At 37.6% G+C, this 14,989-nt stretch carries 17 protein-coding genes; 8 read left to right on the top strand and 9 right to left on the bottom strand.

The window, feature by feature from the left end:
* Nucleotides 1–67 precede the first annotated feature (67 nt).
* The 5 genes from ACTJJF_RS10010 to ACTJJF_RS09990 all read left to right on the top strand — a co-directional run bounded on the left by ACTJJF_RS10010 (nt 68) and on the right by ACTJJF_RS09990 (nt 4,311).
* Nucleotides 68–670, top strand: coding sequence for an NAD(P)H-dependent oxidoreductase (locus ACTJJF_RS10010; RefSeq protein WP_440699558.1), 603 nt, complete (start codon nt 68–70; stop codon nt 668–670).
* Nucleotides 671–1,106: 436 nt separating this feature from the next.
* Nucleotides 1,107–2,306, top strand: coding sequence for a tyrosine--tRNA ligase (tyrS, locus tag ACTJJF_RS10005; RefSeq protein ID WP_440699557.1), 1,200 nt, complete (start codon nt 1,107–1,109; stop codon nt 2,304–2,306).
* A gap of 113 nt (nt 2,307–2,419) precedes the next feature.
* Nucleotides 2,420–2,968, top strand: coding sequence for a hypothetical protein (locus tag ACTJJF_RS10000; RefSeq protein ID WP_312304433.1), 549 nt, complete (start codon nt 2,420–2,422; stop codon nt 2,966–2,968).
* Between the two features lie 49 nt (nt 2,969–3,017).
* A complete protein-coding gene (locus ACTJJF_RS09995; RefSeq protein WP_440699556.1) occupies nt 3,018–3,794 on the top strand; it encodes a hypothetical protein in 777 nt (258 codons plus the stop codon).
* Nucleotides 3,795–3,840: 46 nt separating this feature from the next.
* A complete protein-coding gene (locus tag ACTJJF_RS09990) occupies nt 3,841–4,311 on the top strand; it encodes a GNAT family N-acetyltransferase (RefSeq protein ID WP_440699555.1) in 471 nt (156 codons plus the stop codon).
* Nucleotides 4,312–4,542: 231 nt separating this feature from the next.
* Here the strand turns inward: ACTJJF_RS09990 and ACTJJF_RS09985 are convergent, their stop codons facing one another.
* The 8 genes from ACTJJF_RS09985 to panD form a co-directional block, all read right to left on the bottom strand.
* Nucleotides 4,543–6,054, bottom strand: coding sequence for a helix-hairpin-helix domain-containing protein (locus ACTJJF_RS09985; RefSeq protein ID WP_440699554.1), 1,512 nt, complete (start codon nt 6,052–6,054; stop codon nt 4,543–4,545).
* A gap of 5 nt (nt 6,055–6,059) precedes the next feature.
* Nucleotides 6,060–7,325 carry a PP2C family serine/threonine-protein phosphatase gene (locus tag ACTJJF_RS09980; RefSeq protein WP_440699553.1) on the bottom strand — a complete coding sequence of 422 codons (1,266 nt, stop codon included), beginning with the start codon at nt 7,323–7,325 and terminating at the stop codon, nt 6,060–6,062.
* An 18-nt stretch (nt 7,326–7,343) separates the two neighbouring features.
* Nucleotides 7,344–8,387, bottom strand: a complete 1,044-nt coding sequence (locus ACTJJF_RS09975) for a TerY-C metal binding domain-containing protein (protein ID WP_312304446.1) — start codon at nt 8,385–8,387, stop codon at nt 7,344–7,346.
* Nucleotides 8,388–8,402: 15 nt separating this feature from the next.
* The gene (locus tag ACTJJF_RS09970) at nt 8,403–9,041 is read right to left on the bottom strand and encodes a vWA domain-containing protein (RefSeq protein WP_440699552.1); all 639 of its coding nucleotides are present in this window, start codon (nt 9,039–9,041) and stop codon (nt 8,403–8,405) included.
* 86 nt (nt 9,042–9,127) lie between these two features.
* Complete coding sequence (locus ACTJJF_RS09965) at nt 9,128–9,802, bottom strand: TerD family protein (protein WP_241286576.1); 675 nt, start codon at nt 9,800–9,802, stop codon at nt 9,128–9,130.
* Between the two features lie 23 nt (nt 9,803–9,825).
* The gene (locus ACTJJF_RS09960; RefSeq protein ID WP_440699551.1) at nt 9,826–10,401 is read right to left on the bottom strand and encodes a TerD family protein; all 576 of its coding nucleotides are present in this window, start codon (nt 10,399–10,401) and stop codon (nt 9,826–9,828) included.
* A gap of 252 nt (nt 10,402–10,653) precedes the next feature.
* Complete coding sequence (locus ACTJJF_RS09955) at nt 10,654–11,736, bottom strand: lysylphosphatidylglycerol synthase transmembrane domain-containing protein (protein ID WP_440699550.1); 1,083 nt, start codon at nt 11,734–11,736, stop codon at nt 10,654–10,656.
* A gap of 3 nt (nt 11,737–11,739) precedes the next feature.
* On the bottom strand, nt 11,740–12,090 hold the full coding sequence (gene panD / locus ACTJJF_RS09950) for an aspartate 1-decarboxylase (protein WP_002976902.1): 351 nt from the start codon (nt 12,088–12,090) through the stop codon (nt 11,740–11,742).
* 399 nt (nt 12,091–12,489) lie between these two features.
* Between panD and ACTJJF_RS09945 the strand changes: the two genes are divergently transcribed.
* Nucleotides 12,490–12,780 (top strand): HU family DNA-binding protein, encoded by a 291-nt coding sequence (locus ACTJJF_RS09945; protein ID WP_027379880.1) that lies wholly within the window; start codon nt 12,490–12,492, stop codon nt 12,778–12,780.
* Between the two features lie 273 nt (nt 12,781–13,053).
* On the opposite strand, the gene pdxH is transcribed toward ACTJJF_RS09945, so the two are convergent.
* Nucleotides 13,054–13,695: a pyridoxamine 5'-phosphate oxidase gene (pdxH, locus tag ACTJJF_RS09940; protein WP_312304471.1), complete on the bottom strand. Its 642-nt coding sequence runs from the start codon at nt 13,693–13,695 to the stop codon at nt 13,054–13,056.
* Between the two features lie 24 nt (nt 13,696–13,719).
* Between pdxH and ACTJJF_RS09935 the strand changes: the two genes are divergently transcribed.
* Both ACTJJF_RS09935 and ACTJJF_RS09930 read left to right on the top strand, forming a co-directional pair.
* Complete coding sequence (locus ACTJJF_RS09935) at nt 13,720–14,268, top strand: YqgE/AlgH family protein (RefSeq protein WP_440699549.1); 549 nt, start codon at nt 13,720–13,722, stop codon at nt 14,266–14,268.
* A gap of 107 nt (nt 14,269–14,375) precedes the next feature.
* A complete protein-coding gene (locus ACTJJF_RS09930) occupies nt 14,376–14,960 on the top strand; it encodes an N-acetylmuramoyl-L-alanine amidase family protein (protein WP_440699548.1) in 585 nt (194 codons plus the stop codon).
* The last annotated feature ends 29 nt before the right edge of the window (nt 14,961–14,989 follow it).

Raw genomic sequence — 14,989 nt, 5'->3', positions numbered from 1 at the left:
TTTTCTTACAATTACCGGATCATACACGGTCCTACATTTGTCTCATTAATCTTAACAACCAAAAGCTATGAGACATTTAATCATTTATGCACATCCCAATGATGAAAGTTTAAATCACAGTATTTTAAACACCGTTACTAAACATCTTGAATCTCAGAATCATGAAATCATCACCAGGGATCTGTATAAGATCAGTTTTGATCCTGTGCTTTCTCTGGATGATATGCAGAGACAGTTTACGGGAGAAGCAGCTGAGGATATTAAAAGGGAACAGGACCATATTTCCTGGGCAGAACAGATTACTTTCATTTATCCGATCTGGTGGACGGGCTTGCCTGCCATAATGAAAGGTTATATTGACCGGGTTTTCAGTTATGGTTTTGCTTACCGTTATGATCAAGGGGTACAAAAAGGGTTACTGAAAGGGAAAAGCACTGTTATTATCAATACCCATGGAAAGTCCCATGAAGAATACAACAGGATGGGAATGGATAAAGCTCTAGCACTTACCTCTGATCATGGAATTTTTATCTATTCCGGATTGAACGTGATCAGGCATTTCTTTTTTGACAGGGCTGATAAGGCATCTCTTGAAGAAGTTGAGCTCTGGAAAAATCAGATCAGAAATATCTATCCTGAAGTCACAACCGTTCCTGAATTTAAGCTATAAACATCACAATGATTTCAATTCACTTTCATAAGTTTGATCTGCTGAGAAGGGAAACATGATAAAAAACATAAAAAGCCCTTCCTGATGATTTCTGGCATGGAATTAGCTAAAAAAATGACAAGTAAAATTGTTTTGAACCATTATTTTAAACCATTAAGATCGTAAACGGTTAAGTTTTTTCTGAAAACAAATCTTGTTATAACCTTTACATTCATCTTAATGGTTTAGATATTGGAACTGTGGGTGAAACCTGCTATATTTGCAATCAATGAAACATCTCAACAGCATATTGCGTCTTCCATTCTTCAGTGAATATTATACTCCGGGCTATCGTTCGGGAAGACTTTCTATATCTGTAATCCATTAAAAATCATCTAACATTATATAGAGCCCGGACAGTACCTGTCCGGGCTTTTTCATTTTAAAATTATTCATCATGATCCATACATTACAAGAAAATGTTGCTATCATCCTGCCGGAAAACGGGCTGGAAGAAAAATTGGCACAGGCCCAAAAAGAAAACCGAAAATTATCCATCAAGCTAGGTTTTGATCCTACTGCTCCCGATCTTCATCTGGGTCATGCCGTGGTTCTCAAAAAGCTGAAACAATTTCAGGACCTTGGCCATACAATCATTATTGTCGTAGGAAGCTTTACTGCAAGAATCGGTGATCCTACCGGAAAAAATAAAGCAAGAAAACCTTTAAGTGCAGAGGAAGTACATCATAATGCACAGACTTATATCAATCAGCTTTCCAGGGTGCTTGATATTGAAAGAACAGAAGTTGTATTCAATTCCGATTGGCTGGATGCGCTTGATTTTTCAGAAGTCATTCAGCTGCTTTCAAAAGTGACCGTGGCCCAACTGATGCACCGTAATGATTTTAATAAAAGATTTACAGAAAATACACCTATTGCCATGCATGAACTGGTATATCCTATTCTCCAGGGGTTCGATTCTGTAAAAATTGAATGCGATATTGAAATGGGAGGTACAGATCAGCTGTTCAACTGTACGATGGGTAGGCAGCTGCAGGAAATCTATCAACGGCCTGCCCAGATCGTGATGTGTATGCCTTTATTGAAAGGTCTTGACGGAAAAGAAAAAATGAGCAAATCTTTGAACAACATCATCGGGCTTACTGATGAGCCTAATGAAATGTTTGGTAAAACAATGTCTATTCCGGATGCTCTGATTGAGGAGTTTATAGATCTTACCACAAACTTTTCTGCTGAAGAGAAAAACAGTTTAAAATCTAAAATAGAGAATGGGGAAAATCCGATGAACATCAAAAAACTGATTGCCAAAAATATCATCCGCCAATACCATGATGATGCATCGGCTGAAAGTGCAGAACTGTTCTTCAATAATCAGTTTCAAAATAAAAATTTTGATGAGAAAAGTTTTGAAACTGTTTCAATCAGTACACTGAATCATGCTCAGCATACAATGACTGTTCTTGAACTTTGCCATCAACTGAAGAATGACCTCAGCAAATCAGCTGTCAGAAGACTCATCCAAAGCGGAGGAGTTCAGATCAATTCGGTGAAAGTCTCAGACCCCGACCAGGAAATTGAACTTTTAAAAGGGATTAAAATAAAACTTGGCAGAAGAAACTTCTTTGAGCTGGTATAAAAGGATATGAAACCGGAAGAATACTATTGAGTACTTCCGGTTTTTATTTAAGCTTTCTTTATATGCTTTTAGTCCAATTAAATCTATATATTCGTCCCTGTAAACTTAAAATAATGGCGAAAGCTGAAATCCCTAAGCAGATCAAGGAAGAGCTATTGGAAGATCCTATGAATATGGAACTGAGCGAACAGAAAATGATCCGGACCCATCCTGAGTCTGTGGAAAACACTGTATTCCCTCACCAAACAACGGACAATAACCATGGAGATACTGCGTGGTGGCAATGTAGTGAAGCGGGAAAAGAGCAGGTTCAGATCAGGCTCAGGGATAAAAGAATTCTTACCTGGAAACCTCCTGTAAGTACTCTGGAGCAGCCAGCTTTCCGGGACTGTCTTTTATACTTTTATGAAAATTATCTGATTATAAAGTACAAGGATAAGCATTATCAAAGGGTGTTTATTTTTAATATCCAAACGTTGCGGAACGAAGAGATCATGATCAATGCTCTTACCATCCGGATGAAAATATTAGGGAATGAACTGTTTTTAGCAGGCTTTTACAGTGATGAAGAGTTGATAAAAATTACAATGCATCCGGATCATATTGAAAGAGAAAATATTGATGAAACTTATCTTCAGCAAAGAAATATTACATTTGATTAAGAAAACCGTAGAACGTAAAGAAATTTCCAATATACATTCAAACTAATTCATGGGAAGACATACTTCAATTTATATGTTCAATAAAGAAAAGGCAGCGGCTAATCTTTATGAGGATCTTCAGCACAGAATTTATCATGCCGGAACATTTAAAAAGTTTATTGAAGACCGAAATAAGGAATTCAGCGATTATCATTATAATATCAGCTTTGATACAATTCTGGAAACCGTCAAAAATAATATCAACATGATTACGCCTGATGAACTGTTTGCTCTCACTTTATTTTTTGATGAGGAAGTATATCCACAATTTTACAACGCTCCGTTGAGTGAACGTGATCAATATTTTGAAAAGCTTTATGATCATTCGGGGATTACCTTGCTTTATGAAATTCCAACAAGTACAGTATGTTATTCGTATATGTTTCAATATGCAAACTATACCCACTATTTTCCTCTTGATGAAATAAAAAGTAAAGATGGCGGTACCAATTTATTGTCTGAAGATTTTCTTCGCTTCAATGATTATGTAATTCTCCTTATGAAAAGGATTCTTGAAGATAAGCTTGATGGTTATGATTATCAGCTGACTGAAGAAGAAGAACAAATTATTGATACTATTAAAACTGAAAATCAAAGCAACCCTGTCCTGTTTGAGGTCATTGAAGAGGAATTACAATTTATTATAGAGACGTCTGCAACTGATCATAAAGGTCCATATTCACAGACAATTTGCTATGCTTATGATTTTCTCAATAAAGCTTTAGAAATGAAGTTAAAGATTGATATTGAAAAAAATTCCAGAATTGTCATTGTAGATTCTTATTAATTTTTTCCAGGGAAAGTATGGCCTGAAATTCGAATTCAAAAAAACTATGAAAGCACCCGTTACCTATCAAAAAGCTACAGAAAAAGACATTGATTACCTTCTTGACCTCAGGATAAAAACAATGGTTCCGCATTATGCAGAATCCAATCTTCCTACAGACCGGGAAACAGCTCTTCAAAGGATTCTTTATCGGTTTGACAAGGCCAGTATTATCTTTCTGGATGGCCATCCCATTGGCCTTCTGAAAGTAGACAGAACCGATACCAATATCGATATTCTGCAACTTCAGATAGATCCTGACCAACAAGGTAAAGGATTAGGGAAAATGATTCTGACCGATATTCTGGATGAAGCGTCTGAGCAAGGAAAAACAGCTTCTTTAAGTGTTTTGAAAACCAATAAGGCACAACATCTGTATACCAGCTTAGGTTTTACAATTGTGGATGAGGATGAGCATTCTTATTTTATGGAATTTTCATCTTTTGAAAATACGGATGGAACTGATAATCTATGCTAACAACACAGTTTCGGGATCAAGGAGAAAGGAATTTCCCGCCGATAAAATAGATTGGGCAAATTTTCACCACAGATTTTCACAGATGATTGTCTGCAAACCTGTAATTATCATAAGTTTCGGCTAAAGCCAATTGATTTGTGATCAATATAGAAAAGCGGACTAAAGTCCGCTCCTATTGAATTTTATATTTTATTTTGTATTGAAGATATATCTTCCATCCTCATTTTTTCACTATTGATTGGTCATCGTCACATAGATCAGCCTGCCACCTTCTTCCGGAGACAGCAATATTTTTTTACCATCCGTCAGCTCTACCATTGAACCCGGCGGAATTTCCTTCTGTTCTGTAATATCTTTCATTCCCTGTAGCCCTTGGTTTACGAATACCCATCTTCCCTGGTGGAATGTAAAATATCCTACAGGCATTTTATCCTGCATCGTCAGGTTTTCATTTCGTATGACCTTTCTGGAAACATGCCATTTGAATAAATACTGATTATGATAGACCATCAGCCTGTGATTTTCAGGCTTCCATACCTCATCATCAAATTTAAAATACAGATCGAGGACCGGTAATGTTCCCTGATGAGGTGTTCCGCAAAAAGGGCACTTAGGTTTGCTGGTATTATCAAAGACGTACCATTTTTCTGTACATTCCGAATTATGGCAAGGCTGGATGAGGTCTACGGTTTTCAGCAAAGCGGTTTCCCATTCATTAGCAGTGGGACGTCTGATAGGATCATGCAGCCCGTCTATAAAAGCCTTTCTGAATAATTCTGAAATGTATGGCCCTGTTACCGAATAAGAAATCTTTTGTGGATCTCCCCAGAAAACATCCCATTTTCTCAGCTGATCTGCTTTCACCTGATTGGAAGGGTCTTTCGGATGCTCTATAAATAATGCTTTTTCACCCATTGAAATGATTTCATCTTTTTCAGAATCCAGATCCCAGATTTTCCCGCCCCGGAGAGGATGTCTTCTCAGCAGATACATATAGATCAGCACAGCAAGAGCATGAAGATCTGTCTTTTGGCTGGGTAAATGCCTCCCGGGATCCTGAATATTCAAATGCTGGGTCTTTAAAACCTCGGGGGCAATAAAATCCGCAGTCCCTATGACTTCCGGCTGGAATAATTTGGGAACAACAAGACCATCAATATCAATGATACAGGCAGATTTTGTCACCGGATCCACCAGAATATTATTGTAGGAAAGGTCAGAATGGGCAAGTCCCATCTGATGAAGCTTCTTGACTCCCCTGCTGATATTGATCGCTATCTGAAAGTAGCTCAGCCAGTCACCCAATTCAGACTGATCTAACCTCAACGGGTACTGAGAATTCCGGAACATAGGAGCTGTAAACCATTTCCCAACCTTATCCTGCCCCTGGATATTATCTGAACCGATATATCCTTTGGCAAAGAAGAATTTCTTGTTGTAAACGGGAACCACAATTCCTGTAAGTTTTCCTTTCTCCACAATATCATGAGGCCATCTGAAAATCTCATTCAGGAAATAATCTGATGCATTTCCGCTCTGTATATTTTGCAGATAGGTGGAAACAATTCTCATGATGCGCTCTTTCTGTCCATCATCTAAAGGATTGCGGTAAAACGCCACTACATAATCTCTTTCAGGAGAAAAGTAGACATCTTTCACCCCACCCTGAATCGGGCTTTCATCAACATATTCATAGGATCTGGCTGTATCCAGAACGGAAACAACCTTAACGGTATTTTTCATTGGCATCAATAGATTATGGCTAATGTACGGTCGTCATGATTTCCCCTGCTCCAGAAGTCGGCCCATGTGGAAAGCTGTACATCAATAGCTGTATCGTTTATAAAGTCTACTTTGGCGGAATCGTCATTGTGTCCTGCCAGATCATTAAAAAATGTTTTCCAGCTTTCTCTGTCTTCCAGCTTATTTTCTGTGCTGAATTTAGGATCATAAATACCGTCTGTCATCAAAACAAGATAGGAGAAGTCATCTACATGGGTAATGCCGAAACGGGCAGCCATCTGATCGTTAAAAATTTCCTTCATGGTAATAAAGCGTGTACCACCGCTGAACTCTCCAACATCTATCCGGTTCAAAAGCTGTACTTTGGAAAAATCTGCACTGATCAGATTTACCGGGCAGTCTCCTACTCCAAAGCTCAGTATTATATATCCAAAACTGAACTTTTTAACCAAAGCAAAAATAAGGGTCGCATGCAGATCAATGATAGAAAGATTATGATCTGCCGCTGTTTTATTGAGGGCTGTATGCGCAAATAAAACTCCTTCATACAAAAATCTTATTACATTTTTCCGGGCTTCATCTTTATCTTTTGTTAAATTTTCCGGAGTGTAAATGATATTTATATTATTTTCAAGTTCAGTTAAAATTTCAGAGGAATTAAAAAAATCATTCACCGAAGCTGTTGCAACTCTTGAACCTTCTCTGGCAGCTTTGGCCGAACCTGCTCCATCTGAAACAGAGACAACAAACCAGTCTGCAGGAAGTTCATTAACGGCAAAATCATCTTCCCTGAATTTACCTTCATGGGCATGAGAACGTCCCCTCTTAGAGGTAACGACAATTTTTTTATCCAGGAATTTTCCTTTGTATGAAAAGTCATCCGGTTTATAAAAAATATCATTGGGGTCACCGGGAATATTTTTCCACAAATCTTTAGGATCTGCATTTACAAACAGGTCTATATTTTTAATTTCAACAGTTTTTTCGTCACCGATATGGTAGAATTCAATACCTAGATGATAAACATTATTGACCGTCGGGATTCCTGATATCTTGTTGTCTTCAAAACGAAGTCCTGTTTCTTCAAGGTTACTGATTTTCTGAATCCTTATATTCGGAAAATCATCCATATCAAAACTGAACTCATAGAATTTATTGGAGTGTGCATTTTTTAACACCCAATGGATTTCTTTAAAGTCTTCTTTTTCTTTATGAACAACAGATTTCTCCATATTTTTCTTAGCTCCGAAATAAAATCCAGGTATTTTCATAAGCAATCGGTAAGGTTTTTATCCCAAGGTTCTGTTGATGTCATATCCTCCACTTGAAAAGCCGTAATAATCTGATGTACCACACCAAGGGCATCTGTTGTAGCCTTCACCTCCCAGACAGTGAATACCGCCACAGGAGCACGTTGCCAATGCAATAGGATTAGCACAATGAGGGCATGAAGTTCCTCCCTGCAGCTCTTCTATGGAAATTTTAAGATTTGTCTTCTGGGAAGAAGAAAGTCTGTAATATGCCTTTTCATCAATTTTATAGGCGCCATCCAGCCTGTAATACCGGGTAGACATTCCGGGTATGCTTGACTCTGCGAATGTTTTTTTAAACTTCATCAGATATAACTTCTCCGTTTCTGAACACTTACCGTTCAGCACTACAAAATTATTATCCGGGAACCGCTGCTCCATCTCAGGATCTACTTTTTCCAGAATCAGAGAATCAATTTTAGAGAGGTTAATGCCTTCTTTCTTTGCTTCTGTAACACTCTGACTGGTTGTTTTAATGGAATCTGTCACCCACCTGAAAAACTCTTTATAGGAGTTCTCATCAGAATTATTGAATAACAATACGTTGTCTGCTAAAGACCCAAGAAGTTTATAATTGGTGTTTTCGCCTATCGATACGGCAATGGTATTTGATTTCCCGTGATACTTATTGTTCCACCGTTCAATAGCTTTGGTAGCATCATCAGTAGGCACTCCGTCCGTAAAAAGAAAAACAATAGGCTTCCAGTCTCCTTTTCTGTCATAAGTGGTTTTCACGATATCCCTGTCTATGCAATCCATCACCTTGATGAGTCCCTGAGACAATGAAGTTCCGCTTCCTATCGGGATTTTAGGAGGGTAGAAACTGATAATATCCTGAAGCGGTGTGATCACCTCTGCTTCTCCTGCAAAACCAACTACAGAGATATAAACCGTTTCCAATGAATACGGATCTTTTTTTAATTCCCTGATAATATTGGCGATACCTTCCTGTACCTGCTCGATAGGATCCCCTACCATAGATTCGGAAATATCCACTAAAAAATAAATAGGCAGTCTTCTCATGGTAAAGACAGTTTTTTAAATAATAATATTAAGCTCCGATGGCGGCGGCGGAAGTGTAACATTTTCACCCGTATTCTGTGAATGCCCTCCCTGCGTAATGGAAGAACTTACCCACCTGAAAAAAGAAGAAAGTGTAATAGCATCAGTAGTATCCAGCTTCACTACATGATCCGTCAGTTCCTTGAGAAACTGTTCGTCAGCTTTGGGACCCGCAGCACAGCCTACAATAGCTCCAAATTCCAGTCCTCTGATCACAGGGATCATCTGTCTGTATTTCTGGATATCCGAAGGCTTTCCATCAGTAAATATAAACAGTAACGGCTGCCAGTCTCCTTTTGAATCTGCAGATTCCTTTACCAGCTCTTTCTGAACAAGCTCAGCTACCATTTCCAGGGCAGCTCCTGTATGGGTAGGACCACTGTCCGGACAGGTGATTTCCATCGGATAGAAGCTTGCCAGATCAATCAGGGAAATAATATTTTTCACCTCCCTGTCAAAAGTAATCACACTTAAATGAAGGCTGTCCATTGCCTGCGGATCTGTACGTAGCATACTGACCAAACCGTTGAAACCGTTGTTCAGTGCCTGGATGGGTTCCCCATTCATAGAACCTGAAGTATCCAATAAAAAATAGGCTAATAATCTTCTGGCCATTATAAAAACGATATTAATTCTGAAGCCGGCGGAGGAAGTCGAAGACTTCCAAGCCGGCTCATATGATGTATAATAAAAATGTAAATCTAGTTGGAATAAGCGTACTGCTGTCTCAGAATATCGATAAAATTATCGGTATTATGCGGCTCACCTACTGCGCGGAACTTCCAGTCTCCATTATGACGGTATGCTTCTGCGAAAACCATTGCACACATCCCGTTCATACTTGAATCTCCGGAAAGGCTGTATCTGGTAATCTCCTTTCCTTTAGCATCTACTGCACGGATGAATGCATTTTCAATCATTCCGAAATGCTGATTGTTACTTCTTCCCTGATAGATGGTTACCAGAAATACAATTTTCTGGTAGCTCTGATCCAGTTGATCCAGTTTCACAATGATCTGCTCATCATCACCATCACCGGCTCCCGTCCTGTTATCTCCCGTAAGCCATACATTTCCGCTTGGATGCTGCATAGAATTGAAGAAAACCACATCTCCCTGATATAGTCCTATCTGTCTTCCGTCATTGGTCTGTACCGTTTTTCCAAGATTAGCCACTTTCCCGTTGCCATCCAAAAGGAAAGCAACTGCATCAAGGTCGTATTCAGCTTCTTTATTGAACAGTTTCCCAAAGAAACCTCCCTGTTTTCTTACGTCCCATCCTAAGCCTATCGTTACTTTTGAAAGATCATAAACGCTTTCTCCACGGTCATTCTTTCTCAAATCGATGGTCTGACCTTTCTGTAAATTAATTGCCATAGCTATTTTGTGTATTTGTTTTTTTATTTGATAATCTGTCCTTTATAATATTTTTCAAGGAAGAAGCCCAGATCTGCCCTGTAGCCTATTCCTGAAGCTTCAAATTTCCAGCTTCCGTTTCTCTTGTAAAGTCTTCCGAATTCCACTCCTGTCTCAATAGAGAAATCTTCATCCAGCTCATATTTGGCAATTTCCTGATGGGTGCTGTTGTCTACTACCCTGATATATGAATTTCTTACCTGCCCGAAGTTCTGTTTTCTTCTTTCAAAATCTTCAATAGTTACCACAAAAAGAATTTCTTCAACTCTTGAATCTACTTTGTCCAGATCAATAATGATCGCTTCGTCATCATCCCCGTCACTATTTTTTCCGCTTGGATCATCTCCCGTATGTGTAAGGGCTCCGTCCGGAGATTGAAGGTTATTATAAAAAACAAAATATTCCTCGCTTACTAATTTTCTGTCAGAATCGATCATGATAGCAGAAGCATCAAGGTCAAAATCGTAGCCTGTCCCTTCATTAGGATCCCAACCAAGCCCTATCGTCATTTTTGTCAATCCTATCTCGATCTTCTGTCCTTTCTGTAGATTAATTGCCATAGTATTTTATATTATGAATTATTTTTGCATTAAGATAGATGTGATTTACGAATTGACCAAATTTATTTATGAAAATAATCAGCAAAGTGGATTTAAATCAGGAATTTAAAGAAGTTTGATTAGATAGGCTGGAAGCTGGGAGCCGGAAGAAAGGAAGTCATGGAGATTATAAGAATAAATACCGAACCCAGGCTAAATAAAAAAGGTCCAATTAAAAAATTGAACCTTATATTATTATAAAGACGTTTAATATTAATCTTTAAAATCCTTATCCGAAACGGCTGCATTTCTTGCATTGGCCAGCATAGGAATAGAAATAAGCCCCATTACCAGCATGATTGTAATCTGAAGCGGCAAAGAAATAAAGGAATAGATAAGCCCCATTTCACCTCCAAGATCAGCACTTTTCCCCATTGAAATAAAAAGCGCCATAAAACCGAATTTCATTGCCAGATTATAAGCACCGATTCCTCCACTGGCAGGAATGATCATTCCCAAGGTTCCGACTACAATAATGAAAAAACCATCTGCAAAGGTAAATCCTGAAGTTTCAGGGAGTGAAAAGCATACAAGATAAGCTGCAAAGTAATAGCAAATCCAGATTCCTAATGTGTAAAAGATGAATTTTCCTTTTTCTTTTAATTTAAAGATAGAAGTTAATCCCTGCAGAATTCCTTTTCCGAAATTGATAAGCTTCTCTTTTTTATATTTATAAAGAAGGCCTAGCCCAATTAAGACCAGTATTACAAGACCAATTTTAACACATAAATAAAATGAATCAAAATCATTTATCCCCAATTTCATCATTTGTTTCTCAAAAAGGTTAGGGACAAACTCTTCTTTCTCATCCTTCTTATCCATTACAAAATGATAGAACGCAAGAATTGCCTTAAATTTAAAAATTCCTGTCAGAACTAAAAAACCTGCCATACAAATAAGATCCACTACTCTTTCCAGAATAATAGTCCCAATAGATTTATCCACAGGTACTTTTTCCACTCCATATAAGGCAGTAGCTCTCGCCACTTCTCCACTTCTGGGAATGGTAAGATTCATCAGATAACCAAATGATATGGACCATAGTGAATTGGAATTGGAAATCCTGTGGCCCATCGGCTCCAGCATCAGATTCCAGCGGATAGCCCTGAACCAGTAAGCCAGAAGACCAAACACAGATGCAAATAATACCCAAAGATAATTGGCCTTAGCCAATGACTGTTGAATCACCTTAAAATCAAGCCCACGCAAGGCAAGCCATAAAAAAAAGCCTGCAAAAGCAAGCGATATTACTATTGTAAGTATTGATTTTAATGGATTTTTTGATGTTTTCTCCATGAACTAGGTAAGAAGGTTTGTTTTTTCATCCGGGAAAACGATCTTCGGCTGGAAATCTTTTGCTTCTTCAGGCGTCATCTGTGCATAGGCAATAATGATAATGATATCATCTTTCTGCACTTTTCTTGCAGCAGGGCCATTCAGACACACTTCTCCAGATTTTCTTTTTCCTTTGATAACATAGGTATCAAAACGTTCTCCGTTATTTACATTCACGATATAAACCCTTTCTCCCACTACCAATCCGGCAGCTTCGATAAGATCTTCATCTATCGTTATACTTCCTATATAATTAAGATCAGAGGCTGTAACTCTCACCCTGTGGATCTTGGACTTGAAAACTTCTATTAACATGATGCAAATTTATTAATAAAAATTAATAAAACAGACCTTTAATATCATTTAAAAACTCCCACAAACACAGGGGTTTAATTTCACAAAATACAAGGAATATTAATTTTACTTATAAAGTTAACAATCATATGGTTAAAAAAATCAATACTTTATATACAATTTAGGATTTAATAAATACAGGAAATAATATTAAGTTTTTGCTAAAGTCAATAAACATAAGCATTTGGCATGATTTTAGTAACCCGTAACGTAGATTTTTCGTGAAAAACCGAATTATCATATTTTAACTATTTTCACTGAAAAGTAAAAAAATTGTATAAGTTTTAATAAAAAAATTGCACAATTAGAAAATAGTATTATATTTGCTATAATTACGAACTAACTTTAATATTAAAAATTATGAACAAGTCTGAATTAATCGACGCAATCGCAAAAGATGCAGGTATCACTAAAGTTGCAGCAAAAGCTGCTTTAGAGTCTTTCATTGGTAACGTAACTTCTACTTTAAAGAAAAAAGACGGAAAAGTTTCTTTAGTAGGTTTCGGAACTTTCTCAGTAGCTGAGAGAGCGGCTAGACAAGGTATTAACCCTGCAACTAAAAAACCAATTAAAATTGCTGCTAAAAAAGTTGCTAAATTCAAAGCTGGAGCTGATCTATCAAATGCAGTTTCTGGTGCTAAGAAAAAATAATCATTCAGATTACAAAAATTCAAAGGCTGTTTCTAAGGAAGCAGCCTTTTTTATTATCAATGGTAAGGGAAATTCAACCGTTGAAAGGTTTTAAGCAATAAGAATTATTAAGTTTTGGCTAAAGCCTCTATCATTATGCATAATAAAAATAAGCGGGCTAAAGCCCGCTCCTATTGATAGACAAAATTCATGTTTTGAGGGTGACTGCATCATATTTAAAACCACCATCACTAACCTCTAACTTCTAGTTTCTAATCTCTATTTTCTCCCCATTTATGGTGCCAGTCTCGAAATCTTCCAGTCCAGATCTTCCAGTGTATAGATGATTCTGTCATGAAGGCGGTTGGGCCTTCCCTGCCAAAATTCAATTTCGTAAGGCCTTGCCAGATAACCGCCCCAGTTGGATGGTCTTGGAACTTCAGTATTTTCGTATTCTTTTTCCAGTTCTTTCAGTTTTTCTTCAAGAAACTCCCTGTTGGGAATCTCCTGACTTTGTGGTGAAACTACAGCTCCCAGCTGGCTTCCCTTTGGTCTTGAATGAAAATAACCGTCGCTAAGATTTTCAGCCACTTTCTCAAGATCAGCTTTGATGATGATCTGTCTTTCCAGATTGGGCCAGAAAAAATGCAGGCAGGCTTTGTGGTTATTTTCTATAGCTTTTCCTTTTCGACTGTTGTAATTGGTATAAAAGATAAATCCTTCATGGGTATACGCCTTAAGAAGCACCATCCTCGTTCTCGGACATCCATCTTCTTCCACCGTAGAAACAGCCATAGCATTGGCTTCTGAGATCATTGAGCTTTCATTTGCCTCCAAAAACCAGTCTCTGAACTGCTCAATTGGATTTTGTTTTATCTCACTTTCAATAAGTTGGGACTTCTCGTACACTTTTCTTTTGTCGTGCAGGTTTTCCATAGATATTTTTTATTAAATTTGAGTATGAATCACTCATACAAAGGTAAAATATTAATCTCGACACCTGACATTTCCGGCGATATTTTTTCCAGATCTGTAGTATTGGTTATTGAACACAATGAAAGCGGTGCATTTGGTTTGATATTGAATAAAAAGAACAGCCAGATGAGTAGTAAATTCAAAGATTTTTTTGATTTTAAAATTGAAGTGTACGATGGGGGACCTGTAGAAAACGACAAGGTATTTTTTATCGTAAAAGGACAGAAAGTCACTGAAATCTATACAGAGATCACCGATGAATACTATCTTACAGAAGATATTGAGCGTATTATCAACGCTGTTTTAAGCAATGAGCTTGATATTCAGAATATAAAAATATTCTCAGGCTATTCAGGATGGTCTCCGAATCAGCTGGATGCTGAAGTACAGAGAAAGATGTGGACCGTAGTGGATGTTTATAATCTTGACTATACGCTTCCAAATGATCAGACGCTTTGGAAATCGATCATGCAGAACCTTGGTGGCGAATTCCTTCTTTGGGCCAACTCTCCTGAAGACATTTCATTGAACTAAAAAACTATCTCACTGTATAACAGGAAGATAATTAACAAACTTTAAGATTTCATTAACCAATTTTAAAGAAAGTTTTTACGTTCTTTGAAAAAACAAAAACCACTGAAATGAAAGGGATATCACTACTTACTTTATCAGTCTTTTCTGCAGCATTTTTATCCTTTACTCCTGTTAATAAAAAATACATTGTCATTGATGCCGGCCACGGTGGAAATGATAAGGGAGCTACGCATGGTCAGTTTGCAGAAAAAGACATTTCACTGAAGATTGCAAAAGAAATTCAGAAGATCAATGGGAGCCAGGATAAATATGAAGTGGTATTGACAAGGGATACGGACAGCTTCCCTACTCTTTCTGAAAGAACAGAACAGATCAATAAACTGAATCCTGAAATGGTGATTTCACTGCACGCTAATACTTCAGCACAGGAAGAAACACCACAGAGCGGGCTTGAGGTCTATGCTCAGAATTCAGAAGCTTCAAAAGAACTGGCAGGAAAGATTTATAAAAAATTCAAGGCCCGTAAAATAAAGGAAGAAAGTAATTACCGTATTTTAAGAGAGACTAAAGCTCCTGCTGTTTTGGTAGAAATAGGATTTATCAATAATACCAAAGACAGGAATTATATGACCAGTGAGCAGGGTCAAAAAGAAATTGCACAGAAATTCATTGAAATCATCAATGAATATTAAATAAAGAAACAAGTTCTGATATATTCAGA

Source organism: Chryseobacterium sp. 22458, from assembly GCF_052044975.1.
In the GTDB taxonomy this organism is placed as follows: Bacteria; Bacteroidota; Bacteroidia; order Flavobacteriales; family Weeksellaceae; genus Chryseobacterium.
Note: the sequence above shows the minus strand (reverse complement) of the source record. Positions and strands in the feature narration are given on the sequence as shown.

Bases quoted from the DNA above. Each gene is read 5' to 3' on its own strand.
- ACTJJF_RS09955 (WP_440699550.1), bottom strand. From the start codon at position 11,736: ATGGAGAAAACATCAAAAAATCCATTAAAATCAATACTTACAATAGTA.
- ACTJJF_RS09935 (WP_440699549.1), top strand. From the start codon at position 13,720: ATGAATCACTCATACAAAGGTAAAATATTAATCTCGACACCTGACATT.
- tyrS (WP_440699557.1), top strand. From the start codon at position 1,107: ATGATCCATACATTACAAGAAAATGTTGCTATCATCCTGCCGGAAAAC.
- ACTJJF_RS09990 (WP_440699555.1), top strand. From the start codon at position 3,841: ATGAAAGCACCCGTTACCTATCAAAAAGCTACAGAAAAAGACATTGAT.
- ACTJJF_RS09975 (WP_312304446.1), bottom strand. From the start codon at position 8,387: ATGAGAAGACTGCCTATTTATTTTTTAGTGGATATTTCCGAATCTATG.
- ACTJJF_RS10010 (WP_440699558.1), top strand. From the start codon at position 68: ATGAGACATTTAATCATTTATGCACATCCCAATGATGAAAGTTTAAAT.
- panD (WP_002976902.1), bottom strand. From the start codon at position 12,090: ATGTTAATAGAAGTTTTCAAGTCCAAGATCCACAGGGTGAGAGTTACA.
- ACTJJF_RS09980 (WP_440699553.1), bottom strand. From the start codon at position 7,325: ATGAAAATACCTGGATTTTATTTCGGAGCTAAGAAAAATATGGAGAAA.
- ACTJJF_RS09995 (WP_440699556.1), top strand. From the start codon at position 3,018: ATGGGAAGACATACTTCAATTTATATGTTCAATAAAGAAAAGGCAGCG.
- ACTJJF_RS09960 (WP_440699551.1), bottom strand. From the start codon at position 10,401: ATGGCAATTAATCTACAGAAAGGACAGAAGATCGAGATAGGATTGACA.
- ACTJJF_RS09945 (WP_027379880.1), top strand. From the start codon at position 12,490: ATGAACAAGTCTGAATTAATCGACGCAATCGCAAAAGATGCAGGTATC.
- ACTJJF_RS09930 (WP_440699548.1), top strand. From the start codon at position 14,376: ATGAAAGGGATATCACTACTTACTTTATCAGTCTTTTCTGCAGCATTT.
- ACTJJF_RS09965 (WP_241286576.1), bottom strand. From the start codon at position 9,802: ATGGCAATTAATTTACAGAAAGGTCAGACCATCGATTTGAGAAAGAAT.
- pdxH (WP_312304471.1), bottom strand. From the start codon at position 13,695: ATGGAAAACCTGCACGACAAAAGAAAAGTGTACGAGAAGTCCCAACTT.
- ACTJJF_RS10000 (WP_312304433.1), top strand. From the start codon at position 2,420: ATGGCGAAAGCTGAAATCCCTAAGCAGATCAAGGAAGAGCTATTGGAA.
- ACTJJF_RS09970 (WP_440699552.1), bottom strand. From the start codon at position 9,041: ATGGCCAGAAGATTATTAGCCTATTTTTTATTGGATACTTCAGGTTCT.
- ACTJJF_RS09985 (WP_440699554.1), bottom strand. From the start codon at position 6,054: ATGAAAAATACCGTTAAGGTTGTTTCCGTTCTGGATACAGCCAGATCC.